Origin of the sequence: Pseudomonas sp. NFPP25 (assembly GCF_900116505.1) — a bacterium.
Classification (GTDB): Bacteria; Pseudomonadota; Gammaproteobacteria; order Pseudomonadales; family Pseudomonadaceae; genus Aquipseudomonas; species Aquipseudomonas protegens.
Map to the genome: position 1 here is coordinate 143,781 of NZ_FPBG01000002.1, position 22,805 is coordinate 166,585.

The 22,805-nt window shown below is 51.6% G+C and carries 22 protein-coding genes; 8 read left to right on the top strand and 14 right to left on the bottom strand.

The genetic code is table 11. The annotated features are described in order from the left end of the window. Window position 1: 1 nt before the first annotated feature. The 11 genes from BM382_RS07610 to rfaH form a co-directional block, all read right to left on the bottom strand. A complete protein-coding gene (locus BM382_RS07610) occupies window positions 2-1,195 on the bottom strand; it encodes a glycosyltransferase family 4 protein (protein WP_072442526.1) in 1,194 nt (397 codons plus the stop codon). Between the two features lie 60 nt (window positions 1,196-1,255). After that, complete coding sequence (locus BM382_RS07615; protein WP_019096020.1) at window positions 1,256-2,071, bottom strand: glycosyltransferase family protein; 816 nt, start codon at window positions 2,069-2,071, stop codon at window positions 1,256-1,258. A 113-nt stretch (window positions 2,072-2,184) separates the two neighbouring features. After that, window positions 2,185-3,201 (bottom strand): glycosyltransferase family 2 protein, encoded by a 1,017-nt coding sequence (locus tag BM382_RS07620; protein ID WP_239690405.1) that lies wholly within the window; start codon window positions 3,199-3,201, stop codon window positions 2,185-2,187. Then, window positions 3,156-4,466 carry a hypothetical protein gene (locus BM382_RS07625; protein ID WP_072442527.1) on the bottom strand — a complete coding sequence of 437 codons (1,311 nt, stop codon included), beginning with the start codon at window positions 4,464-4,466 and terminating at the stop codon, window positions 3,156-3,158. The genes BM382_RS07620 and BM382_RS07625 overlap by 46 nt, the downstream gene beginning before the upstream one ends. Beyond that, entirely contained in the window at window positions 4,463-5,395 is a 933-nt protein-coding gene (locus BM382_RS07630) for an NAD-dependent epimerase/dehydratase family protein (RefSeq protein WP_072442529.1), read from the bottom strand. Before BM382_RS07630 ends, BM382_RS07625 begins: the two co-directional genes overlap by 4 nt. A gap of 6 nt (window positions 5,396-5,401) precedes the next feature. Continuing rightward, window positions 5,402-7,108: a thiamine pyrophosphate-binding protein gene (locus BM382_RS07635; RefSeq protein WP_072442531.1), complete on the bottom strand. Its 1,707-nt coding sequence runs from the start codon at window positions 7,106-7,108 to the stop codon at window positions 5,402-5,404. A gap of 3 nt (window positions 7,109-7,111) precedes the next feature. Next, window positions 7,112-8,425 carry a lipopolysaccharide biosynthesis protein RfbH gene (gene rfbH / locus BM382_RS07640; RefSeq protein WP_011063343.1) on the bottom strand — a complete coding sequence of 438 codons (1,314 nt, stop codon included), beginning with the start codon at window positions 8,423-8,425 and terminating at the stop codon, window positions 7,112-7,114. Between the two features lie 24 nt (window positions 8,426-8,449). Then, on the bottom strand, window positions 8,450-9,535 hold the full coding sequence (rfbG, locus tag BM382_RS07645) for a CDP-glucose 4,6-dehydratase (RefSeq protein ID WP_072442533.1): 1,086 nt from the start codon (window positions 9,533-9,535) through the stop codon (window positions 8,450-8,452). Between the two features lie 2 nt (window positions 9,536-9,537). After that, a complete protein-coding gene (rfbF, locus tag BM382_RS07650) occupies window positions 9,538-10,311 on the bottom strand; it encodes a glucose-1-phosphate cytidylyltransferase (RefSeq protein ID WP_011063341.1) in 774 nt (257 codons plus the stop codon). Window positions 10,312-10,323: 12 nt separating this feature from the next. Beyond that, window positions 10,324-11,313, bottom strand: coding sequence for an FAD-binding oxidoreductase (locus BM382_RS07655; RefSeq protein WP_072442535.1), 990 nt, complete (start codon window positions 11,311-11,313; stop codon window positions 10,324-10,326). Between the two features lie 360 nt (window positions 11,314-11,673). Beyond that, window positions 11,674-12,210, bottom strand: a complete 537-nt coding sequence (gene rfaH / locus BM382_RS07660) for a transcription/translation regulatory transformer protein RfaH (RefSeq protein ID WP_308447954.1) — start codon at window positions 12,208-12,210, stop codon at window positions 11,674-11,676. A 463-nt stretch (window positions 12,211-12,673) separates the two neighbouring features. On the opposite strand from rfaH, the gene BM382_RS07665 reads away from it, so the two are divergent. After that, window positions 12,674-13,318, top strand: coding sequence for an MBL fold metallo-hydrolase (locus BM382_RS07665; protein WP_072442537.1), 645 nt, complete (start codon window positions 12,674-12,676; stop codon window positions 13,316-13,318). Window positions 13,319-13,429: 111 nt separating this feature from the next. Continuing rightward, window positions 13,430-14,188: a YiaD family glycine zipper/OmpA-like lipoprotein gene (locus BM382_RS07670; RefSeq protein WP_011063337.1), complete on the top strand. Its 759-nt coding sequence runs from the start codon at window positions 13,430-13,432 to the stop codon at window positions 14,186-14,188. 77 nt (window positions 14,189-14,265) lie between these two features. Here BM382_RS07670 and BM382_RS07675 read toward each other — a convergent pair whose 3' ends face one another. Continuing rightward, window positions 14,266-14,700, bottom strand: a complete 435-nt coding sequence (locus BM382_RS07675; RefSeq protein WP_011063336.1) for a Z-ring associated ZapG family protein — start codon at window positions 14,698-14,700, stop codon at window positions 14,266-14,268. Window positions 14,701-14,844: 144 nt separating this feature from the next. Here BM382_RS07675 and BM382_RS07680 point away from each other — a divergent pair, with 144 nt between their 5' ends. The 3 genes from BM382_RS07680 to zapE all read left to right on the top strand — a co-directional run bounded on the left by BM382_RS07680 (window position 14,845) and on the right by zapE (window position 18,037). Further along, entirely contained in the window at window positions 14,845-15,474 is a 630-nt protein-coding gene (locus tag BM382_RS07680) for an alpha/beta hydrolase (RefSeq protein WP_011063335.1), read from the top strand. Between the two features lie 24 nt (window positions 15,475-15,498). Next, complete coding sequence (locus BM382_RS07685; RefSeq protein ID WP_015636937.1) at window positions 15,499-16,854, top strand: tryptophan--tRNA ligase; 1,356 nt, start codon at window positions 15,499-15,501, stop codon at window positions 16,852-16,854. Between the two features lie 88 nt (window positions 16,855-16,942). Further along, window positions 16,943-18,037, top strand: a complete 1,095-nt coding sequence (gene zapE / locus BM382_RS07690; RefSeq protein ID WP_019093692.1) for a cell division protein ZapE — start codon at window positions 16,943-16,945, stop codon at window positions 18,035-18,037. Window positions 18,038-18,079: 42 nt separating this feature from the next. Here zapE and BM382_RS07695 read toward each other — a convergent pair whose 3' ends face one another. Continuing rightward, on the bottom strand, window positions 18,080-18,979 hold the full coding sequence (locus BM382_RS07695) for a GlxA family transcriptional regulator (protein WP_169892244.1): 900 nt from the start codon (window positions 18,977-18,979) through the stop codon (window positions 18,080-18,082). Between the two features lie 244 nt (window positions 18,980-19,223). On the opposite strand from BM382_RS07695, the gene BM382_RS07700 reads away from it, so the two are divergent. After that, a complete protein-coding gene (locus BM382_RS07700) occupies window positions 19,224-20,360 on the top strand; it encodes an acyl-CoA dehydrogenase family protein (RefSeq protein WP_011063331.1) in 1,137 nt (378 codons plus the stop codon). A gap of 79 nt (window positions 20,361-20,439) precedes the next feature. Here BM382_RS07700 and BM382_RS07705 read toward each other — a convergent pair whose 3' ends face one another. Continuing rightward, window positions 20,440-21,480 carry an NADP(H)-dependent aldo-keto reductase gene (locus BM382_RS07705; RefSeq protein WP_072442539.1) on the bottom strand — a complete coding sequence of 347 codons (1,041 nt, stop codon included), beginning with the start codon at window positions 21,478-21,480 and terminating at the stop codon, window positions 20,440-20,442. 247 nt (window positions 21,481-21,727) lie between these two features. Between BM382_RS07705 and rplM the strand changes: the two genes are divergently transcribed. Both rplM and rpsI read left to right on the top strand, forming a co-directional pair. After that, window positions 21,728-22,156, top strand: a complete 429-nt coding sequence (gene rplM / locus BM382_RS07710; RefSeq protein ID WP_007928449.1) for a 50S ribosomal protein L13 — start codon at window positions 21,728-21,730, stop codon at window positions 22,154-22,156. A gap of 14 nt (window positions 22,157-22,170) precedes the next feature. Continuing rightward, complete coding sequence (gene rpsI, locus BM382_RS07715) at window positions 22,171-22,563, top strand: 30S ribosomal protein S9 (protein ID WP_003228056.1); 393 nt, start codon at window positions 22,171-22,173, stop codon at window positions 22,561-22,563. Window positions 22,564-22,805: the final 242 nt, after the last annotated feature.

Sequence of the window (22,805 nt, forward strand, 5' to 3'; positions counted from 1 at the left end):
ATCAGCCCTTCCTATTTTTGAGAACAGAAAGGAATAGTTCTTTATTCAACTCGACGGATGTGCTGTCAGAGAGTTTTTCAAGAGCTTTTTTATAGACGGATACTCGTTGAGATTGTCGTTCATCTTTTGGAGTTGATGCGAAATTGTCTATTGTTTTTGCAAAAAGTAGAGGATCATCCAAGGAAAGATCCCAGCCTAGGTTCTCCTTCTCAAGGTTTCGCCAAGGTGTTTGATCACTCAGCAATACTGGGGTTCCTACGCTTATTGATTCCGCAACTACATGACCGTAGTTTTCTCCTTTAGTGGGAAAAAAGAAAAGATCGTAGCTCGCGAAGGTGTCTTTTACATTTTCGGGCATTACATTACCACAGTAACTCACTTCAATATTGGCTGGCAATTGACGAATATATGACTCGCATTCCATCCAGTAGTCCGGATCTTCTTTTGGTCCATAGATGTCTAGTTTGATTTTTTTTGTTACGTGCGCCAAGACTGCCAATGCATAATCCAGATTTTTCATTCGACATATCCGAGAAAGAAAGATAACTCGTAGGGAGGAAGTGTCTGGATTTGTCGGCAATGGTGGAGGTAGATGAGTCTGGTCGAGTTTTGTTGGAAGATCGATTGCTACAAAAATATTTTTATCCAATAGCCAGGATAAGTTGCGTAACGAGTCATTTTTTTCATATTGGCTGGAGGCATGAAAAGTAATTCCTCGATATATCCAAGAACATAAGCGTATATAAATGTTTTTTTTGGTGGTCTTGATACTTAAGGCCCCCTCTGAAAATTCCCCACGGGGTGCCAGGATGATCGGCTTGTCAGTCGACTTTAGAAATTTCCAGCCTAATAAAGGCTTTAACGTAAAATTTGGGTCGAAGAAACTGTTCAGGTAGACCAAATCATGAGGTGTTGAATCTACTACTCTAGCTATACCTCGCACAGTACAGCGATCGGGGGATAGGTAGTAGACATTGGCATTACCTACTTTTTGCCAAGTATTGACGGAGACTGAGTCATATGCCAGAGATTCATCTTGATCGCGATCACGTGTAATGATCCAGAACTCGAAGTGCTCACTGAGATGATCTGCTATGTTGGCTAATGTACGTATTGGTCCGCCAGCTTTGTAGCCTGGAATATAATAACCTAAAAAGGTCAAGACCTTAACTTTGTTTTTTACATCAGGTCTCATAAAATTTCCTATAATTCTGATGATGCTGGCAGAAATCAGTGTGAATTTACTATAAGTCAATTAGCTGAAAAAATTGATTTTAAATTTTATCGTGTGTTTCAAGCGTCGAATGAAAACAACAAGGCCTGCCATTGAAAGTGTCCGACCATTGCTGTGCAAAATTAGAAATGATTTTTGAGCCTCTTGAAAGCTGCTTCTAAACTTGTAAATATCATCAGCTTCTGGATCGCAGGTGAGATCATGCTCGATGGTGTAGTCAAGCAAATAGAAAGACTTGTTCGTTTTTCGATATTGCATCATGAAGTAATCATCAGTTCCATAGAATTTAAGTCGTTTATCATACCCCTTGAAAGTTTCAGTGAAGTATGACCAGCGAATAATCATTCCACTGTTGATCGCTGTGTTGTGTCGTGAAGGCATTAGTCCGGGGTGTAAGTTTTTATAGGGGAGACTTTTGAAAAAAACCTGTTTGCCAGGACTGACAATTTTATTTTTGAATTTTACTATGGGAAGGTAAAGGTTAGTAATTGTGCAGTCGTTTAAGGCTTCCCTGTGGGCCGTGAATAGGTGTAGGTCGAATGAAGTGTCGTGATCCAGCAGAATGATAAAGTCTTTCTTTTGAGGGGCTAAAGTTAAAAAAGAATTGTATATTTCTGAAAGGCTTTTGTTTTCGGGTGTGTGTTTATAAATGAAGTTGTTTTTCTTCAGTTCGCTGCTAAGCCAGTCCAATTGACTTTTTGCTTGTGGTTCAAGACTATTGTCCCAGATGATAAAAGTTGAACCTTCTAATGTCGAGATCGACTTGATCAGCGAGCAAATACTTTGTGAGTCTTTAAGGGATCTGTTGTAGATAACTATGAGAAATAAATATTCCATTTATTAGTCTCTGAGGGGGGTAAAAATTTACTTTCTTGAAGTGTACTTGTGCTGCATGAGGAGTTGATAAGTATATTTGTGTTTTAATTGTGAGTAAAAAATATTGGCGCTGTTTACTGGGTTTTTATAGTTTGTCTTGCTCTGAGTCTATAAAGATATCTGATGGGCGAAAAAAAAATACTTGGAAGTATTGAGCAGAGAAGTAAGATTAAAAGGTTGGGACGTGAGCAGCAAAGTCTCAACGCATGTTTGTATTTGGTTGCAGTTCTAAAGTTTAGAGTTGAGTTCGCTCTGAACGCTAAAATCTGCTTGAGGCTTAAAGCTTTATACTCGGCAGAAACTGATCTGGCGCCTTTGATCTTAGAGCTAAGCTTGTAAGTAGGGGGGAGTGATAGTGCAAAATTTACTCTTGATTCGATCCAGATTTCAAAGAATCTATCATTCCACGTGGTTTTCTTGACTCCCTTTATCTCTGGCTTTCGATCAACGGAGTGCTCTAATGACCAGCAAATATTGAATTTATTTTGATCAATGTATTCGAGGAGTATGCCGGTTTGGAGAAAGTGACAGCCTCTATATCTTTTAAAATTTGCGTTGTTGATTATTTTTCGGCTGTAAATATGAACGCTTAAACATGTCATTAGCCAAAAAAGATCGTCGAGTAATTTATTCTGGTCAGTGTAGATTTGACTGGTTACTGTTTTTACTTCATTTCCAACATTTAGCAAGATATGATCATAATTGCTGTCAAGACTTTTTAGGACGTAAATGAGTACGTCCTCACAAAAATTATAGGTGTCGCCTAATAGCCAGATATAATCAGTTTCTGGCATTTTTAATGCGGTTTCGATATTTAAATCAGCGCCTAGGTTTTCTTTGTTTTGATGATAGTAAAGAGATGGGTGTTTTTCTTTTAAGCGTTCAATGATTTTACATGTTTCATCTGTTGAGCCATTGTCTGAGATAAAAACTTTTACTTGATGTTTTTCTAGCATCGGCATATGGCTTTCGAGTAGATGCTCAAGAAAGTTTGCACGGTTGTAAGTCGGTATAACAATGGAAAGCTTTGAAGTTGTTGTAGGAGTCAACGAGATGCCCTTTTGTGGTTTTTGAATATTATGTATACCCATGGTAGGGTCACGATATAGGCTGACAAGAATCCAAGGAATAGATACTCGAACGACATGTTGGCTGCAATGATTAATGTGATGCTTGTTACATAAATGCCATTCAATATGGAAACCAATACCAGCGGTTCCTGTTTATGGGCTCGCATATAAGTAGCCATGGAGTTTATCAGGAGTTGGGCAAAGTAGGCAGTCGCGATGATAAGGAAAGACGACATCGGTAGTAGACGTTTCAAAATGGGTAGTTGGTTCTCTAACAGGAAGGCCATTATGTATAAAGTAAGTACACCTAAAATATAGGTTAGGGTGGCAAGAAAAGTGTGTTTTTTAAAGTCTGAGTTGAGCTTTTTTTGCTCCTCTTGTGCGACGTAAATACTCATTCTTGGGGTAATTACTGTAATCCATATACTTGCTATGCTGAAAATAGCTGTACAGACCGCTAACGATAAACCGACTTTTCCTGCTTCAACTGAGCCATAATAATGAAATGCCAAAGGGGTGAATATGGAGAATATAAAATACCCACTGATCCAGCTTACGGCAAAGCGCCACATTAATGGCAAGGTTTCTTGCATCCAGGGATGATTTTTGCTTGATGCCTGTTGGTGGAGCTGGTGCAGCATTCGCTTGTAATTAAATAGGATTATAGCTGTTCCGCTCAAGGCTCCGACTAACAGTGAGAGTGAAAGTGCATAGAGGCTTGCCCCGCTGACTAGGAGAATGAGTGTCGTTATAAATGTTACGAAACTGATATGAAAGCGTATTTTCTGTACATCACCTACCGAGTTACACCCCTCGATAAATGAAAGGATCATGCTATTGACGAATACAAAAATTGAAGCTGCTCCATATATGAGCCAAGCGAGTTTCCAGTCAGTTGTTGTCTCTTTAGCATTTAAAATTGAGTAACCAATAATCAGCACTATTGGAAATATAGTCACAGCCATGAGCGAGGACCATCTTACTGAAAAGCGAAAAAGTGTCGCTAGGCGAGTCAAGCGATGTTCGTCACCAGATATTGTTTTGTCACTCTCAAATTTAAGGTGTGCAAATTCATGTGCGGAAAACAATAGTAATATTGCTGAAAACCCCATGTCTGCAAAGATCGCTAAGGCAGCTAAACTTATGAAGGTGTACCAGTAGCCTTGTGCTTCTGGACTTAGATATATTGGCAACAATATTAGGAGTAATGGGCCGGAAAATAGTCTCCAGATCTGATTCACAGCCGTTTGGCGAAAGTCTTTATTGAAAAGGCTCTTGAAGTTCATTTTATTCCTGGGATTTTTTCCAGCTCATAAAAAATTCCATCTAAGGAAGAGAGAGAAGGGGTATACATGAGTTCGATTGGGGCTTTATTCAGCGAGTAGTAATTCAATTTTAAACCTGTACCATTAATGCCCTGGAAATCTTCTTGTAATGTGTAAGTCAATGAAAGACGCTTGCTAAATGCGTCCAGTATTGAAAATTTATCAATGGGAGCTTGTGTATAACAGTCAATAGCCTGATTGAAAAAATGGTTGCTGAAGATTATTTTTTGAATAAGCTGAAAAAAATCTACTGGAGTTATGAAGTCGCGAGTAATATTTTGGGCTGAAGTTTTGAATACGTTTGAGTTTAGAGTGGCTCTGACTAGATCGGTAATCAGGAAGCTCAATTGCATGTCGAGGGTGTGGCTGAAGTAGTTAAATACTCTAACGTCTATTATTTGGTGATGTGGCATAGCCCTATGCTTAGCCTCGGCATAGAGTTTGGCAATTGTATACCAGTCAGTCTTTTTTATATGATTAATATTTATTTGTGCCGTGGAGTTAATGCAGGCAGGCTTTTCGAAGGTTCCGCCATACACTGCGCCGCTGCTTAGAAAGATATATTTACAGAGTGGGTGATTCTTGATGTAGCCAATTGCTAGCCCATCGTAATACTCTGTGATCTCGAAGATCTTATCACCTATGCTGGCTGCTTTAGCAGGATCGCCCACACCAACAAAGTTAAGGATAGCGTCAAAATGCATGTTGTTGCTGAAATGGGAGTACTCCAGCAAATTATATTGTTTTTTTTCAACTATTTTTAAGATGGAGTTGTCGACATTGGAAGTACTCCTCACAAAAAGATTTAGGTGTGAAGTGGTTTTTTGTGAGAATGAAATAATTAAATCTTTAGCTATTTGGCTACTTGCACCTAGTATTGCGATGTTCATTGTATGCTATCCACAGTGCTTGGGCAGTTGTTGATCAATTAAGCTGCCATATTCAAGCCTTGGTCGGCACTCTCTGGCATCAGGCATTGAAATTTCCAATAGCATGGGGCGTGGTGATTCTAGAAAGCTTTTTACTACTGATCTAAAGGCTTGTGTAGTAGTTATGGTCTTTGATTCGATTCGATAAGCAGTGCCAATTTCCTTGAACTGCGAGGTGTACCCATTCCAATAGGTAGAGGAGTTTCTTCCCTCAAAGTAAATCTCCTGGAATCCTCGTACCATACCCAGCGACTGGTTGTTCATGATGATTGTCAGAATGGGTAGGTTATCTCTGGCTATAATATCAAGTTCTTGAATATTGAGTTGGGCACCGCCATCACCTGTAACCACGACGATAGGTTTATTTCCTGCGTAGCATGCACCTACTGCTGCCGGTATCGCGAAACCCATACTGCCCAAGCCGCCAGAGTGGTGCATGGCTTGATTGCTATTGAGTCTTAATGTGTGTGCGGCCCACATCTGGTTATTTCCAACATCCAAGATGTAGTCTAACGCTACGCCCGCTGTCAATTCGTTCAATAGCATGAATAGAGAGAAGGGGCTTATGCTCCAATCAAGGTATTCATCAATAAAAGTTGTTCTGAATTTCTCTTTCAATAAGGAGTTCCAAGAACTCCAGTTATCATTGGGAAGTATCTGGCGCGGGCAAAACTGGAAGAAGTAGTTTTCAAGCTCAAGGCGGTATGAGTAGTGGGCAGTCACACGATTATTTAACTGTCCCTCTTGCAGATCTATCTGGATGATTTCGGCGTTCCTGGCGAAGTCTCCTGACTGCGCTCCAGTCTGGCGTACATCCATCCGACTTCCCAATACCAGCAAGAGGTCACAGTTTTGTACTGCATAATTGGCAGCCCTTGTACCGTAAGCGCCTAGCATTCCCAGATACAGATCGCTGGACTTGATTTTTTCAGCGCCTTTCAAGCTGGCGATATAAGGGATTCCTTTGTGATCAATTTGCTCTATCCAGCGTTGAAAACTCGGTGTATTTACCGCGCCGCCACCGATTAGCAGCAGTGGTCTTTTGGCATGCTGAAGTTTATTTTTTATAAACTCTATTTCTTTAATTTCTATACAAGGTGAAGTTTTTTCAGGGGGCGCGTCGATAGAACAGCCCAGAAAAGCTTCGTCGATATCTGCTCGCTGTATATCCATTGGAATGTCGAGTAATACCGGACCAGGGCGCCCCTCCTTGGCAATCCGGATTGCTTTCCTCAAACAAGGTATGAGTTCGTCAGCGCTTTTAACTTGGTAGGCATACTTGGTGATGCTGGAGACTAACGCTACACTATCCAGCTCTTGGAAGCCCTGCTGACGAATATCTTTTTCGCCTTTCAGTTCGTGAGTGTTGACTTGGCCGGTAAGGAAAATGCAGGGGTGGCTATCAAGCCAGCAGTCTGCAATGCCAGTGATCAAGTTGGTCGCACCAGGGCCGCTGGTTGCAAGGGCTAACCCCAGAGTCTTGTGGTGGGTTACTCGAGATACTGCAGATGCAGCAAAGGCGGCGCCTTGTTCATGGTGCATTGAAACCAACTTGGTCTTACCTAATAGATTAATACTATCTACTAGGTGAGTAATCATTCCACCAATCAACTCAAACCCATACAGAACATTATTATCTGCAAGAATTTTTGCTACTGCATCCGAGGCTTTCATAATTTAGAAACCAATCCCGAAGAACTCTTCCAGCTTTTCACCAACAAATTCAAAGTGTTCTTGGCCTAGCGCAGGTTGTACACCCAGCCAGAAAGTTTGATTCATTGTGCGATCTGTATTTGTTAACTCGCCAACGACCCGGTATTCAATATTTTGGAAGTAGGGCTGGCGGGTGAGGTTACCGGCAAACAGCAGCCGTGTACCAATCTTGTTTTGGTCAAGAAATTTGAGCAAGTCTACTCGTTTAACGCCGCTGCTCTCTTTGAGGGTGACTGGGAAACCGAACCAGGAAGGTTCACTGTTTGGTGTAGCTTCAGCGATTTCCAAAAATTCTGTCAGGCTGGCCAGACGATCCTTGAGTAGCTTGAAATTACGCTTGCGGGTATCGATGAAGTCCTGAGCGCGCTCAAGCTGGGCTAGGCCGCAGGCTGCCTGCATGTCAGTAATTTTCAGGTTATAGCCCAAGTGTGCATACACATACTTGTGATCGTAACCTTGAGGCAGGCTTCCGTATTGCTGCCCAAAGCGATCACCACAAGTGTTATCGCAACCAGGAGCGCAATAGCAATCACGCCCCCAATCACGAAATGATTCGGCAATTACTTTCAGCAATGGGTTGTTGGTAAATACTGCACCTCCTTCGCCCATGGTGATGTGGTGTGCGGGGTAAAAGCTGAGTGTGGCGATGTCGCCAAAGGTGCCCACCAGTTTGCCGTCATAGGTTGCGCCTAAAGCATCGCAGCAGTCTTCGATCAACCAGAGGTTGTACTTTTCGCAAAGCGCTTTGACTTTGCCCAAATTAAACGGGTTGCCTAGGGTGTGGGCCAGCATGATCGCTTTGGTTTTTGGCGTGATCGCGGCCTCGATCAATTCGGCATTGATGTTGTGGGTTGCCATGTCGACGTCGACGAACACCGGAATAGCGCCAAATTGGACGATGGGATTAACGGTTGTTGGAAAGCCCGCAGCAACACCGATCACCTCATCGCCTTTCTTGATGGCGCGCTCCCCGAGTTTTGGCGAGGTCAGGGTGCTGAAGGCAACCAGATTCGCCGAGGAGCCTGAGTTAACTGAGAGAAGAAATTTCACCCCGAGAAACTCAGCCAGCTTCTTCTCAAACTCGGCATTGAAGCGACCAGTAGTCAACCAGCCATCCAAAGACGCTTCGACCATCAGTTGTAATTCACGTGCGCCAATCACTTTGCCCGAGGGGGGGATGACAGTTTCACCTGCCACGAAAGGTTGGCTCGCCAAAGCGACTTGTGCGTACTGCTCAACGAGCTTACTGATTTCCTGACGGAGCATATCGGGAGTCATGAACGTTCCTGCTTAAAAATTTATTTAGTTGCCGGTGGCATGCATGGCTGACATGTATGCGTGAATTTCGTCGAGGCATTGAGCTTGTATGTCTGCGCCACTTAAGAAGGCTCGGTGCCATTGGACGATACGTGAAAGTGTTTTTTCCAGGTTCCAAGTTGGAGCCCAATTCAGCCGAGCACGCGCCTTGGAGATATCCAGCTTTAGGTAGTTTGCTTCATGGGGGTGAGAGTCGCGATCCAGTTGCCAGTGGGCGCCATCTCCCCAAGAATCGACCATGTAGTTGAGTATCCACTCAACTGGCCGAGCATCCTCATCCTTGGGGCCGAAGTTCCAGCCCTGAGCAAACTGGTGCCCGTTATTCCATAGATGCTCAGCGAGGACCAGATACCCACTCAAAGGCTCAAGTACGTGCTGCCAGGGACGAGTTGCCTGGGGATTGCGTACTGTTACAGGCTGACCTTTCTCGAATGCTCGCAGGATGTCGGGGATCAGACGATCCTCTGCCCAATCGCCGCCGCCTATAACGTTTCCCGCTCGGGCACTTGCCAGCGCTGCTGCGTGTGGGGTGTTGAAGAATGAATTACGGTAAGAGGCGGTTATCAGTTCCACGCAGCCTTTGCTGTTGCTATACGGGTCATGTCCTCCCATGGGCTCATCTTCGCGGTATCCCCATTCCCACTCCCGGTTCTCATAGCACTTGTCGGTGGTGACGTTGACTATCGCACGCAGGTTTGGGCAAAGGCGGGCGGCTTCAAGAACATGCAAGGTGCCCATCACATTGGTGGCGTAAGTCTGTAGGGGTTTACGATAAGACAAGCGCACCAGTGGTTGGGCTGCCATGTGAATCAGCACGTCTGGATTGAAGCCCACCATGCTGTGGGTGATAGCCTGCAAGTCACGAATGTCACCAATGCAAGATTGCATACCTTTAACAACATTAGCCACATCGAACAGTGCAGGTGTCGTTGGTGGCATCAAAGCAAAGCCTTGCACTTGTGCTCCCATGCTTTGTAGCCAAAGCGCCAGCCAGCTGCCTTTGAAGCCTGTATGACCGGTCAGGAAAACTTTCTTGCCTTGCCAAAAGGCCGGAGTAACTGTCGCCTTCATATTCAGTCCCAACTTTTCCATGGGGCCTGGCCCGACTGCCAGAGTTCTTCCAGCAAGTGCTTGTCCCGCAGAGTATCCATGGGTTGCCAAAAGCCGGGGTGCTCGAAAGCCATCAGCTCGCCTTCTTCGGCAAGCCTCATAAGAGGTTCTTGTTCCCAAGTGGTGCTGTCATCGGTCAAGTAGTCGAGCACTTTAGGGGTCAGGATAAAGAAGCCACCATTGATCATGGCTCCATCGCCCTTTGGTTTTTCCTTGAAGTTAAGAACCTGGCCTTTTTTTATGTCCAGGGCACCGAAGCGACCAGGGGGGAAGGTTGCAGTCAAGGTGGCGGCCTTGCCATGTCTTTTGTGAAAGTCAATTGATGCTCTGATGTCCAGATCGCTGACACCGTCGCCATAAGTGAAGCAGAACGATTCTTCATTTTTTACGTAATCAGCCACTCGACGCAGACGCCCCCCAGTCATGGAGTCATCACCTGTATCAATAAGCGTCACATTCCAGGGCTCGGCCCGTTTGTCGTGGACTTCCATTGCGTTGTCACGCATGTTGAAGGTGATGTCTGACATGTGCAGAAAATAGTTAGCGAAGTACTCCTTGATTACATATCCCTTATAACCACAGCAAATGATGAAATCATTGATTCCATGAGATGAGTACATCTTCATGATGTGCCAAAGAATTGGTTTTCCACCAATTTCCACCATGGGCTTTGGACGGACACTGGTTTCTTCACTTAAACGAGTTCCCAGGCCACCGGCCAAAATAACTGCTTTCATGCTTTCTCCGGATTAGTTTGAGCTTACAAAGGCATCGGAATAGAAATTTTTTACAGGCAGGCCGGCTGTCGTCAATATGTCATGCGCGGAGTGAATCATCGCTTCGGAGCCACAGGCATAGACTACGGCCTCGTTCAGTTCGATAGCATCTGCAATCAGAGCATTATGAACATGGCCTCTACGTCCTGACCATTGGATAGGCGCTCGCGACAATACGGGAGTAAAGACCATATCGATTCCGGGAAGCTCTGGACGCCAATAAATATCTGATTCAGTTCTTCCACCCCAGTAGACATGAACGTATTTACCAGTCAGTTGATCTGGGTTTAGTGCTAGAGTCTCTAGTATTGCTTTTACGGGGGCTATGCCGGTCCCTGTAGCTAAGAATACAAGGTGGGTTGCTGCGGAGTTACGCAGGCAGAAGGTTCCCAACGGGCCTTCCAGTCGTAGCAGGTCATTTACCTGGGCCTGGTTAAACCAGTATTGGCTCATGACCCCCTCGTAAACCCGCTTTATGTGGAGTTCAAGCTTTCCGTCGTCTCGCTGAGCATTGGCGATTGAATAACTACGGCGTATTCCTTCCTTTCCGATAATGTCGATATACTGTCCAGAAAGATAAAATAGTGTGCTAGCAGGCGGAGTTCTTAGTAATACCCGAACAATATCTTCGCTCATGAGCTCAATCGAGTCGACCCGGCAAGGTACAGTTTTGATTTTGATGTCTGCAAGTTGGCCAAGGTCCTCGATGTCAAGCTCGATATCGCTTGAAGGGGCTCGACAGCAAGTTAGAATGTAGCCAGCTGTTGAGTCGGTTTCCGTAAGAGCCAGCTCTTCCTGAAGTATGGTCGTCGTACCTTTCAGTAATTTGGCCTTGCAGATTCCACATCGACCAGTTCGGCAGCTGTATTCCAGGATAATATTTTGAGACCTGCCATTGTCGAGCAGGCTTTTTTCTTGCTCTGCAGCGAAGCTTTTGTGATTGGATAAAGTTATGGTATGCATGCTTTAAACATCGCTCTTAATTACGACGTTTTTTCTGAACTTTAAGGTGACACTATCAAGTGTTATAAAAGTTTCCAGCAGAGCGTCGAAGGTTGTCTGTGTAGGCGCCTCTCGGTGATGGAGCCTGCCTATACGTTGTTGTCGATATTCATGAGTCAAGGCATCTCCGCCTCTCTCGCGGGTTGGTTCGTCCTGTAACGGTGTCAGTGTGCTCGAACTAGCATTTTGACACGCTACCGCCCCAGGATTTGGCGTCGATTCCTGAGAACGATTCTTAGCAATGTTCTCCCGCTGATGCTACAGCCCTGCTGTGGGCGCTTATAGCTCAATGGGAGGGTCTCCATATCAGGCTGAAGGGGCCTAGATCTTGCGAATGCTGGATAGGGGGAGTTCAATTCGCCGCTGCTGATTGAGCAGGGTGAGCAGCAATACAACACGCTCATCACCAATGCTGCTTTCGAATATGGCTTCCAGATCGGCAAAGCAGCCTTCTGTGATGCAAACTCTTGTTCCCTTGTACGGCAACGATGTATCCATGTCTGTTACACGCTGTCGCAAACTCTCTATCAAACTTACTGGCACCGCCAATGGCTGCCCATTGAAGGCGACTAGCCGATTCACCCCTCGTGTCGACCGTAGCGGTGCCCAGCTGGCGTCATGCTCAAGTGCGATAAACAGATAACCTGGGAACAGGGACTCAGTACCGCTTTGTCGACGCCCTTGGACGACGCGTTCACATCCGCGCTGGGGGCGGTAGCAGTGGAAGCCCTGGCGCCGCAGGTTTTCTTCGGCTCGCAGGTCTTGTCGTGGCTTGCATTGCACCAGGTACCAAGTGGTAGAGCTGTCTGGTTGATACGTAGCCATTGAGTCAACAGTCTCTATATACACGCCTGCCATTTTGGTAGCTGTGTGATCATATTCATTATTGCAATAGGTCGCGCTACGCTAAGGAGTTCCGACTTTAAGGTTATGAGTAGCGTGATTTCATGCTGCGCATTGTAACCTGCGAGCCGCTCATCCGCACTTAGGCATGTCACGTATTTAGTCGGCCCGCTGGTTGACGGGCCTGTTCGGGATTTCAAGTCAGAGGGGCATTGGAATCACGTATGGTAGTCATCCTGATGCCAGTCTGTAGCGCTTCCCGCCTGGCATGGTTTGGGTCAAGGTGCCAGTGTTTCGAGATGCTGCCGATGAACTGTTGCCGTGTCGAGAGGCTTGCTCGGGTTTTTGGGTGCTCGTCTCATGGCCTTTGTTTTTTCTCACTGCGTGGGGAGGCGATTGAGCTTGCAGTCCTTCACGGGGCGACTTCTCTTTCTTGCATGAAAAGCCTGGTGCAATTCGATTCTGTAGAGAGTTTTATATGAGACCCTTAAAAAGCGCGCTCATCCGCGAAACCTTCCCCGTCGGCCCGCTGCAGTGCAACTGCACCATCATTGGCGACCCGCTGACCAAGAAAGCCATAGTCGTCGATCCGGGCGGCAACCCCGACCTGATCATGGCGCGCCTGGACGCACTGGGCCTGAAGGTGGTGAGCATCATCCATACCCATGCCCATCTGGATCACTTCCTGGCCTCCGGGCAGATGAAGGAAAAGACCGGCGCCACCCTGCACTTGCACAAGGACGACCAGTTTCTCTGGGACAACCTTGAGATGCAGTGCAGCATGTTCGGCGTGCCCTACACCCCTGTGCCGTCCCCGGATCGCTGGCTGGGTGATGACGAAGAGCTGGCCTGCGGTTGCGGCGTGGCCTTGCACACTCCAGGGCATACCCCAGGTTCCATGAGCTTTTGGTTTTCCGAGGCTAAGCTTCTGATTGCCGGCGACACGCTGTTCAAGCGCGGGGTCGGACGCACGGATTTGTGGGGTGGCGACCAGGCCACGCTGGTGCGTTCGATCAAGCAGCGTCTCTATACCCTCGACGAAGACGCCACAGTGGTTGCCGGGCACGGCCCAGACACCCGGCTGGGAGATGAGATGCGTCAGAACCCGTTCGTGCGAGCCTGACTATTTGCCCGTTGGTTCACGGAATTTTTGCCGTTCTGCGTGTTCCAACGCCGGCAAAGGTCTATTGCCAACGTCCGCTGCACCACAGAATGCAAAATGTAGGAGCTTTCCATGTTCACCTCACGTCGTTTGATTGTTGTCGCTACTGCTGTGGCCTTGTTGTCCGGCTGCGCTTCGCCTAACCCCTATGACAACCAGGGGCAGGCCGACGGCGGCTCGTCTGGCATGAGTAAAACCGCCAAGTACGGTGGGCTGGGAGCCTTGGCCGGTGCGTTGGCTGGTGCTGCCATCGACCACAACAACCGTGGCAAGGGGGCCTTGATCGGTGCTGCAGTGGTCGGTGCTTCCGCGGCAGGTTATGGCTACTACGCTGACCAGCAGGAGAAAAAACTGCGCGCCAGCATGGCCAATACCGGGGTCGAAGTGCAGCGCCAGGGTGATCAGATCAAGCTGATCATGCCGGGCAATATCACCTTCGCCACTGACTCGGCGAATATCGCGCCCAGCTTCTACCAGCCCCTGAACAACCTGGCCAACTCCCTGCGTGAGTTCAACCAGAACCAGATCGAGATCGTCGGCTACACCGACAGCACCGGCAGCCGTCAGCACAACATGGATCTGTCCCAGCGTCGCGCCCAGAGCGTAGCGACCTACCTGACGTCCCAGGGGGTCAGCGGTTCCAACCTGTCCGCTCGTGGCGCCGGTCCGGACAACCCGATCGCCAGCAACGCCGATGTCAACGGCCGTGCGCAGAACCGTCGGGTCGAGGTCAACCTCAAGGCGATTCCGGGCCAGCAATACCAGCAACCGAACCAGCAGTACCAGCAGCCCTATCAGCAGCAAGGTCAGCAATACCAGCAGTATCCCTGACCAGACTGGCTGAACCCCAGGCATAAAAAAGCCCGCCCGATGCAGATCGGGCGGGCTTTTTTAATGGCTGAGGCGTATTACTTCTTCAGGCCATATTGTTCGTCGAGCATGCCTGGGGCATTCGGCGTCTTCGGCGCGTAGTCCCGTGGTGGTTCCTGGTCCCGTGGAGGGGTCAGGCGCTCACGTGGAGCCTGCACCGACTCCGAGTGCAAGGCGGCCAGCAGGCGCTGGCGGGTCAGTTCGTCCAATGCCAGGCGATTGGCGCCCTCGGCGAGGTGATCCTGCACTTCCTGGTAACTCTGGGTCAGTTTCTTGACCAGGGTTGCGGTGCTGTTGAAGTGAGTGACCACTTCATTCTGATAATTGTCGAAACGTTCCTGAATATCATCCAACTGACGCTGCGTGCGGTTAGGCGCGGCATTGGGCAGCAGGCGAGCGACCAGGAATCCAATGGCGACACCCGCGACCAGGGCAAGAGTCGGCAACAACCAAACTAAGAGCGAGTGTTCCACGAGTCCTTCCTCTATAAACGGCTTTGCTTTACGTTAACGGCTCGAACCTGCGCTGTATACCGCGATTCACTCGCAATAGATTGGCACAGACCATTTGCTAGACGAGTCGACCCCCTTCGAGGTCACGGAGTTCCTTCCTTGCTTATGCGTGAAACCCCTGTAGTGATTGCCGGCCCGGTGGGCCAACTGGAAGCCCTGTATCTGCAGGTGCCCGATGCACGTGGGATGGCGCTGATCTGCCACCCCAATCCGGTGCAGGGCGGCACCATGCTCAATAAGGTGGTATCCACCCTGCAGCGCACTGCGCGGGATGCCGGCCTGAGCACCCTGCGCTTCAACTACCGTGGCGTGGGCGCCAGTGAAGGCAGCCACGACATGGGCAGCGGTGAAGTCGACGATGCCCAGGCGGCAGCCCAGTGGTTGCAGGCCCAGCATCCGCAACTGCCCTTGACCCTGTTCGGGTTCTCCTTTGGCGGTTTTGTCGCGGCCAGCCTTGGCGGGCGACTGGAAGGCCAGGGCACGCAGCTCAAGCACTTGTTCATGGTGGCGCCGGCAGTCACCCGCCTGCGTGATAGCGACCTGCTGCCGCAGAACTGCCCGTTGACCCTGATCCAGCCGGAAACCGATGAGGTCATCGACCCTCAGGCGGTCTACGACTGGTCCGACGCGCTTGTTCGCCCCCATGAGCTGCTGAAAGTGGCAGAATGCGGGCACTTTTTTCATGGCAAGCTCACCGATCTGAAAGATCTGGTGCTGCCGCGACTTTCGAATTGATAGCAGTCTGATAAGCGATTACCCATGACTACTCGTACGCGTATCCTCACCGGCATCACCACCACCGGCACTCCGCACCTGGGCAACTATGCCGGTGCGATCCGCCCGGCGATCGTCGCCAGCCGCGACAGCAATGCCGACTCCTTCTACTTTCTGGCCGACTACCACGCACTGATCAAGTGCGATGACCCGCTGCGCATCCAGCGTTCGCGCCAGGAAATCGCCGCCACCTGGTTGGCCGGTGGCCTGGATGTGGAGCGCGTGACTTTCTATCGCCAGTCGGACATCCCGGAGATCCCCGAGCTGACCTGGCTGTTGACCTGCGTGGCGGCCAAGGGGCTGCTCAACCGTGCCCATGCCTATAAGGCTTCGGTGGACAAGAATGTCGAGGCCGGTGAAGACCCGGACGCCGGCATCACCATGGGCTTGTACAGCTACCCGGTACTGATGGCGGCGGACATCCTGATGTTCAACGCGCACAAGGTGCCGGTGGGCCGCGACCAGATCCAGCACGTGGAAATGGCCCGGGACATTGGCCAGCGTTTCAACCACCTGTTCGGCCAGGGCAAGGAGTTCTTCACCATGCCCGAGGCGCTGATCGAGGAAAGCGTTGCCACCTTGCCAGGCCTCGATGGCCGCAAGATGTCCAAGAGTTACGACAACACCATCCCGCTGTTCACCAGCGCCAAGGACATGAAGGACGCGATCTCGCGGATCGTCACCGACTCCAAGGCGCCAGGCGAGGCCAAGGATCCGGACAACTCTCATTTGTTCACCCTGTACCAGGCGTTCTCCACCCCTGCGCAAGCCGCCGAGTTCCGCAGCGAGCTGCTTCAGGGCCTGGGTTGGGGCGAAGCCAAGAACCGCCTGTTCCAATTGCTGGATGCCGAACTGGGCGAAGCCCGCGAGCGTTATCACCAACTGATCGCACGCCCTTCGGACCTGGAAGACATCTTGCGTGCCGGCGCCGTCAAGGCCCGTGCCGTGGCCACGCCGTTCCTCAACGAACTGCGCGAAGCCGTGGGCCTGCGCTCTTTCGCCGCCCAGGTACAGGTGGCAGCCACCACCAAGAAAAAAGCCGCCAAGGCCGCGCGTTTCATCAGCTTTCGCGAGGATGACGGCAGCTTCCGTTTCCGTTTGCTGTCGGCCGATGGCGAGCAACTGCTGCTGTCGCGCAATTTCGCTGATGGCAAGGCTGCAGGTGCTGTCACCAAGCAACTGCAATCGGGCCAGGAGCTGGATCTGCGGACCGAGGGCAATGCATTCGGTATCTGGCTGGACGGCGCCTGTGTGGCGGACAGCCCGGACTTTGCCGATGCCAGCGCCCGTGACGCGGCTGTAGATGCACTGCGCATTGCTCTGACCCCGGCGCAGGACTAATCGGCATCTTCCCGACCAAGGGCTGATTGCCATTCCCCAGGGCCGTCGCTAAAGTGACGGCCCGTTTTTGTTGCCTTGCTAACGAATTATGACGCCCCTAGAACGATACCAAGCAGATCTGAAACGCCCGGATTTCTTTCATGATGCGGCACAGGAAACGGCTGTGCGTCATCTGCAGCGCCTGTATGACGATCTGATCGCGGCCGAGCAAAACAAGCCGGGCCTGCTCGGCAAGCTTTTTGGCAAGAAGGATCAGACGCCGGTCAAGGGTCTGTATTTCTGGGGCGGAGTGGGGCGCGGTAAGACCTATCTGGTGGACACCTTCTTCGAAGCCTTGCCGTTCAAGGAAAAGGTACGCACGCACTTTCACCGTTTCATGAAGCGCGTACACGAAGAAATGAAGACCCTGGGCGGTGAGAAGAACCCGTTGACCATCATCGCCAAGCGTTTCTCGCAAGAGGCGCGGGTGATCTGCTTCGACGAATTCTTCGTGTCTGACATTACTGACGCGATGATTCTTGGCACCCTCATGGAGGAGCTGTTCAAGAATGGCGTGACCCTGGTCGCCACCTCGAACATCGTCCCCGACGGCTTGTACAAGGATGGCTTGCAGCGCGCGCGCTTCCTGCCAGCGATTGCCCTGATCAAGCAGAACACCGAGATCGTCAACGTCGACAGCGGTGTCGACTATCGCTTGCGTCACCTGGAGCAGGCGGAGCTGTTCCACTATCCATTGAACGAAGAAGCACAGGAAAGCTTGCGCAAGAGCTTCCGGGCGTTGACGCCGGAGTGCACCCAGGCGGTGGAAAACGATGTGTTGATCATCGAGAACCGCGAGATCCGCGCATTGCGTACCTGCGATGATGTGGCCTGGTTCGACTTCCGGGAGCTGTGCGACGGCCCGCGCAGCCAGAACGACTACATCGAGCTGGGCAAGATCTTCCATGCCGTGTTGCTCAGTGGCGTGGAGCAGATGAGCGTCACCACCGACGACATCGCCCGGCGCTTTATCAACATGGTCGACGAGTTCTACGACCGCAACGTCAAGCTGATCATTTCCGCCGAGGTCGAACTCAAGGACCTCTACACCGGTGGCCGCCTGACGTTCGAGTTCCAGCGCACCCTTAGCCGCCTGCTGGAGATGCAGTCCCACGAGTTCCTGTCGCGGGCGCACAAGCCATAAGCGTTGCCAGATGAAAAAGGGCCTGCATTGCAGGCCCTTTTTTTATGCCGCCTGTTGCTGGAACTGTTGGCGGTACTGGTTGGGTGAAAGTTCGGTGTGCTGGCGGAACAGTCGGGCGAAGAAACTGGCGTCGTCGTAGCCGACTTCGTAGCTGATGGTCTTGATGCTCTTGCGCGTTCCCGAGAGCAGGCCCTTGGCGGTTTCGATGCGCAGGCGCTGCAGGTAATGCAGGGGCTTGTCGCCGGTGGCGGTCTGGAAACGGCGCATGAAGTTGCGAATGCTCATGCCGTGCTCGCGGGCCACGTCCTCGAAGCGGAACTTGTCGGCGAAGTGCTCTTCGAGCCAGTGCTGGATCTGCAGGATGATCACATCCTGATGCAGCTTCTGGCCGCCGAAGCCGATGCGCCCTGGGGCGTAGCTGCGCTGTACCTCATAGAGAATGTCCCGGGCCACGGCCTGGGCCACGTTGGCACCGCAGAAGCGTTCGATCAGGTAGATGTACAGGTCGCAGGCCGAGGTGGTACCGCCCGCGCAGTAGAGGTTGTCGGCGTCGGTCAGGTGCTTGTCCTGATTGAGCTGGACCTTGGGGAAGCGCTCATTGAAGGCGCTGAAGAAGCGCCAGTAGGTAGTGGCTTCCTTGCCATCGAGCAAGCCGGCTTCCGCCAGCCAGAACACCCCGGTGGCTTCGCCGCAGAGCACCGCGCCGCGAGCGTGCTGGGCGCGCAGCCAGGGCAAGATCTGCGGGTAACGCTGGCACAGGGTGTCGAAGTCGTCCCAGAACGCCGGGAGAATGATGATATCGGTGTCTTCCAGTGGGCCGTCCACCGGCATGATCACGTCGCTGAAACTGCATACGGGTTGACCGTCGGGGCTGACCAGGCGGGTTTCGAACGCCGGGGTCAGGCCTTGGCCCAGTTGTTTGCCGTAGCGCAGGCTGGCCAGATGGAAGAAATCCTTGGCTTGCATGAGGGTGGAAGCGAAAACCCGGTCGATAGCCAGGATGCTGACGCGCCGCAAGGGCGTGGAGGTTTGGTTAGACATAATTCAATTGTTCTTATAGGGGAAAGTGGTCACCAGACGGCTGGATCGTCTTATTTTTTGTCGGATGTGTCCAGTGTCCCGTGCAGGTGGCTAGCCTTAGGCTCTGGCAGCCAACCCATGATCAATAACCATCACAGGTGCCTGCATGATCCCTAGAACCTTGTTCAGCTCCGAGCACGAACTCTTCCGTGACAGCGTGCGTACATTCCTTGAGAAAGAGGCAGTGCCCTTCCATGGCGAATGGGAAAAACAGGGCTATATCGACCGTCAGTTGTGGAGCAAGGCGGGTGAGGCCGGAATGCTGTGTTCGCACATTCCCGAGGAATACGGCGGCCTGGGGGCGGACTTTCTCTACAGCGCGGTGGTGATCGAGGAGATTGGCCGGCTGGGGCTGACGGGCATTGGTTTTTCCCTGCATTCGGACATTGTCGCGCCCTACATCCTGCATTACGGCAGTGAGTCGCTGAAGCACAAGTACCTGCCCCGGCTGGTCTCGGGGGAAATGGTCACGGCCATTGCCATGACCGAGCCGGGGGCGGGCTCCGACCTGCAAGGGGTGAAGACCACGGCAGTGCTCGACGGCGACGAATACGTGATCAATGGTTCCAAGACCTTTATTACCAACGGCTACCTGGCGGACCTGGTGATAGTCGTGGCCAAGACCGATCCCAAGGCCGGAGCCAAGGGCACCAGCCTGTTTCTGGTTGAGGCCGATACTCCCGGGTTCTCCAAGGGCAAGCGCCTGGAAAAGGTGGGAATGAAGGCTCAGGACACCTCCGAGCTGTTCTTCCAGGATGTGCGAGTACCCAAGGAGAATCTGCTGGGGCAGGCTGGGGCAGGTTTTGCCTATTTGATGCAGGAGTTGCCCCAGGAGCGCCTGACCGTGGCCATTGGTGGCCTGGCCAGTGCCGAGGCGGCGTTGCAGTGGACCCTGGAATACACCCGCGAACGCAAAGCCTTTGGCAAGGCGATTGCCGATTTCCAGAACAGCCGTTTCAAGCTGGCGGAAATGGCCACGGAAATTCAGATCGGTCGGGTATTTGTCGATCGCTGCCTGGAGCTGCACTTGCAGGGCAAGCTCGATGTGCCGACGGCGGCCATGGCCAAGTACTGGGGGACTGACCTGCAGTGCAAGGTGCTTGATGAATGCGTGCAGTTGCACGGCGGCTACGGCTTCATGTGGGAGTACCCGGTGGCCCGGGCCTGGGCCGATGCCCGGGTGCAGCGCATTTATGCCGGGACCAACGAGATCATGAAGGAGATCATTGCCCGCTCACTATAGGAAGCGGGCCGCCGGCGAAGGGTGCGAAGCGGGTTATGCGACGTATCCATTCGCTGGCAAGCCAGCAACTGTGGGCCTATTAAGGCGCGGGGTTGGGGTGATCCTTGTGGATTGCCTCGATCCCGGCGAGGACCTCCTCCGACAACTTCAAGGCGGCGCTGGCGATGTTGCTGTCCAGCTGTTCCAGAGTGGTGGCGCCGATGATGTTGCTGGTCACGAACGGCTGTTGAGTGACGAAGGCCAGGGCCATTTGTGCCGGATCCAGGCCCTGCTCGCGGGCCAGCGCCACGTAGCGGCTGCAGGCCGCTTCCGACTGAGGGTTGAAGTAGCGGCTGAAGCGGCTGTAGAGGCTCAGCCGTGCCTTGGCTGGCCGCGCGCCGCCTTCGTACTTGCCGGACAGGTAGCCAAAGGCCAGAGGAGAGTAGGCCAGCAGGCCGCATTGTTCGCGAATGGCTATTTCCGCCAGGCCTACTTCGAAGCTGCGGTTGAGCAGGTTGTAGGGGTTCTGGATCGAAACCGCCCGCGGCCAGCCACGGCTCTCGGCCAGGGCAAGGAACTTCATGGTGCCCCATGGCGTTTCGTTGGACAGGCCGATATGGCGGATCTTGCCGGCCTTGACCTGCTCGTCCAGGGCTTCGAGGGTTTCTTCCAGCGGAGTGAAGTCTTCATCGGCCTGGTGCTTGTAGTCCAGTTGGCCGAAGAAGTTGGTGCTGCGCTCGGGCCAGTGCAGTTGGTACAGGTCGATCCAGTCGGTCTGCAGGCGCTTGAGGCTGGCATCCACGGCTTCGACTATGTGCTTGCGGTTGTGCTTGAGCTGTTTGTCGCGAATGTAGTCGATGGTGTTGCCCGGACCTGCGATCTTGCTGGCCAGGACCCAGTCGGCGCGGTCGCCACGCTGCTTGAACCAGTTGCCGATATAGCGCTCGGTGGTGGCGTAGGTTTCGGCCTTTGGCGGCACCGGGTACATCTCGGCAGTGTCGATGAAGTTGATTCCGGCGTTCTTGGCCCGCTCGATCTGAGCGAAGGCTTCAGCCTCGGTGTTCTGCTCGCCCCAGGTCATGGTGCCCAGGCAAATTGCACTCACATTCAGATCGGTTCGGCCCAGCTGGCGGTAGTCCATCGGGTGCTCCCTTGGCAAAACAATCATAAAAGCAGGTTGAAATTTTTTTCGCAATCTGCATAATTCGGCAGCTCTTTCTGCAGTGGAAGTGATGCGCCGCCTGCCGAAGAATCTTGCCGTATATCAGACGCGCTGACCCGAGCCCCCGATAGCGTCTGTGTCCGGCTGCCTTTGACCTTGTCAAAGTAAGCACTATTCAGTAAGATCCGCCGTCTATTTTGCTGGGCGGCCCCTGAGGCTATAAAGAATGAAAACTTTTACTGCTAAACCGGAAACAGTAAAGCGCGACTGGTTCGTCGTCGACGCTGCTGGTCAGACCCTGGGTCGTCTGGCCACCGAAATCGCGAGCCGTCTGCGTGGCAAGCACAAGCCTGAGTACACTCCTCACGTTGACACCGGCGACTACATCGTCGTGATCAATGCCGAGCAGGTACGTGTTACTGGCGCTAAAACCACTGACAAAATGTACTACTCCCACTCCGGTTTCCCGGGCGGCATCAAGTCGATCAACTTCGAAAAGCTGATCGCCAAAGCCCCTGAGCGCGTGATCGAGACCGCGGTAAAAGGCATGCTGCCTAAGAACCCGCTGGGTCGCGACATGTACCGTAAGCTGAAAGTCTATGCGGGCGCTGCACACCCTCATACTGCTCAGCAGCCCCAAGAACTGAAGATTTAACGGAATAGTTCATTATGTCGGCGACTCAAAATTACGGCACTGGCCGTCGCAAGACTGCAACCGCACGCGTTTTCCTGCGTCCGGGCACTGGCAACATCTCGATCAACAACCGCTCCCTGGATAACTTCTTCGGTCGCGAAACTGCCCGCATGGTAGTTCGTCAACCGCTGGAGCTGACCGAGACCGTTGAAAAGTTCGATATCTACGTCACCGTTATCGGCGGCGGTGTAAGTGGTCAAGCTGGCGCAATCCGCCACGGTATCACTCGCGCTCTGATGGATTACGACGAAACTCTGCGCAGCGCGCTGCGTAAAGCTGGTTTCGTAACCCGTGACGCACGTGAAGTTGAGCGTAAGAAAGTGGGTCTGCGTAAAGCGCGTAAGCGTCCGCAATACTCCAAGCGTTAATTCGCTACTGCGTTCAAAAGCGCCCAGTCTCCTCGCGGAGCTGGGCGTTTTTTATTGTCTAGAATTTGCTCTGTGACAACTTGCCACATCCGCGGAGGCCCTATACTGCAAGGCTTCGGGCCAGCTCGGCTTGGTAATTACCTTGTCAGAATAGGGGCTTTTCATTACCATTCGGCAAAATTTTTATAAGTTCAGATTTTTACTTAGTAGATGCCTGATTTAACAGGCCACAAAGCTGATGG

What these genes read in the sequence shown, in the direction of transcription:
- BM382_RS07700 (WP_011063331.1), top strand. Translation starts at nt 19,224, where the DNA reads ATGATCCCTAGAACCTTGTTCAGCTCCGAGCACGAACTCTTCCGTGAC.
- rpsI (WP_003228056.1), top strand. Translation starts at nt 22,171, where the DNA reads ATGTCGGCGACTCAAAATTACGGCACTGGCCGTCGCAAGACTGCAACC.
- BM382_RS07620 (WP_239690405.1), bottom strand. Translation starts at nt 3,201, where the DNA reads ATGGGTATACATAATATTCAAAAACCACAAAAGGGCATCTCGTTGACT.
- BM382_RS07610 (WP_072442526.1), bottom strand. Translation starts at nt 1,195, where the DNA reads ATGAGACCTGATGTAAAAAACAAAGTTAAGGTCTTGACCTTTTTAGGT.
- rfbF (WP_011063341.1), bottom strand. Translation starts at nt 10,311, where the DNA reads ATGAAAGCAGTTATTTTGGCCGGTGGCCTGGGAACTCGTTTAAGTGAA.
- BM382_RS07630 (WP_072442529.1), bottom strand. Translation starts at nt 5,395, where the DNA reads ATGAACATCGCAATACTAGGTGCAAGTAGCCAAATAGCTAAAGATTTA.
- BM382_RS07615 (WP_019096020.1), bottom strand. Translation starts at nt 2,071, where the DNA reads ATGGAATATTTATTTCTCATAGTTATCTACAACAGATCCCTTAAAGAC.
- BM382_RS07680 (WP_011063335.1), top strand. Translation starts at nt 14,845, where the DNA reads ATGCGTGAAACCCCTGTAGTGATTGCCGGCCCGGTGGGCCAACTGGAA.
- zapE (WP_019093692.1), top strand. Translation starts at nt 16,943, where the DNA reads ATGACGCCCCTAGAACGATACCAAGCAGATCTGAAACGCCCGGATTTC.
- rfaH (WP_308447954.1), bottom strand. Translation starts at nt 12,210, where the DNA reads ATGGCAGGCGTGTATATAGAGACTGTTGACTCAATGGCTACGTATCAA.
- rfbG (WP_072442533.1), bottom strand. Translation starts at nt 9,535, where the DNA reads ATGAAGGCGACAGTTACTCCGGCCTTTTGGCAAGGCAAGAAAGTTTTC.
- BM382_RS07670 (WP_011063337.1), top strand. Translation starts at nt 13,430, where the DNA reads ATGTTCACCTCACGTCGTTTGATTGTTGTCGCTACTGCTGTGGCCTTG.
- BM382_RS07655 (WP_072442535.1), bottom strand. Translation starts at nt 11,313, where the DNA reads ATGCATACCATAACTTTATCCAATCACAAAAGCTTCGCTGCAGAGCAA.
- BM382_RS07705 (WP_072442539.1), bottom strand. Translation starts at nt 21,480, where the DNA reads ATGGACTACCGCCAGCTGGGCCGAACCGATCTGAATGTGAGTGCAATT.
- BM382_RS07685 (WP_015636937.1), top strand. Translation starts at nt 15,499, where the DNA reads ATGACTACTCGTACGCGTATCCTCACCGGCATCACCACCACCGGCACT.
- BM382_RS07635 (WP_072442531.1), bottom strand. Translation starts at nt 7,108, where the DNA reads ATGAAAGCCTCGGATGCAGTAGCAAAAATTCTTGCAGATAATAATGTT.
- rfbH (WP_011063343.1), bottom strand. Translation starts at nt 8,425, where the DNA reads ATGACTCCCGATATGCTCCGTCAGGAAATCAGTAAGCTCGTTGAGCAG.
- BM382_RS07625 (WP_072442527.1), bottom strand. Translation starts at nt 4,466, where the DNA reads ATGAACTTCAAGAGCCTTTTCAATAAAGACTTTCGCCAAACGGCTGTG.
- rplM (WP_007928449.1), top strand. Translation starts at nt 21,728, where the DNA reads ATGAAAACTTTTACTGCTAAACCGGAAACAGTAAAGCGCGACTGGTTC.
- BM382_RS07665 (WP_072442537.1), top strand. Translation starts at nt 12,674, where the DNA reads ATGAGACCCTTAAAAAGCGCGCTCATCCGCGAAACCTTCCCCGTCGGC.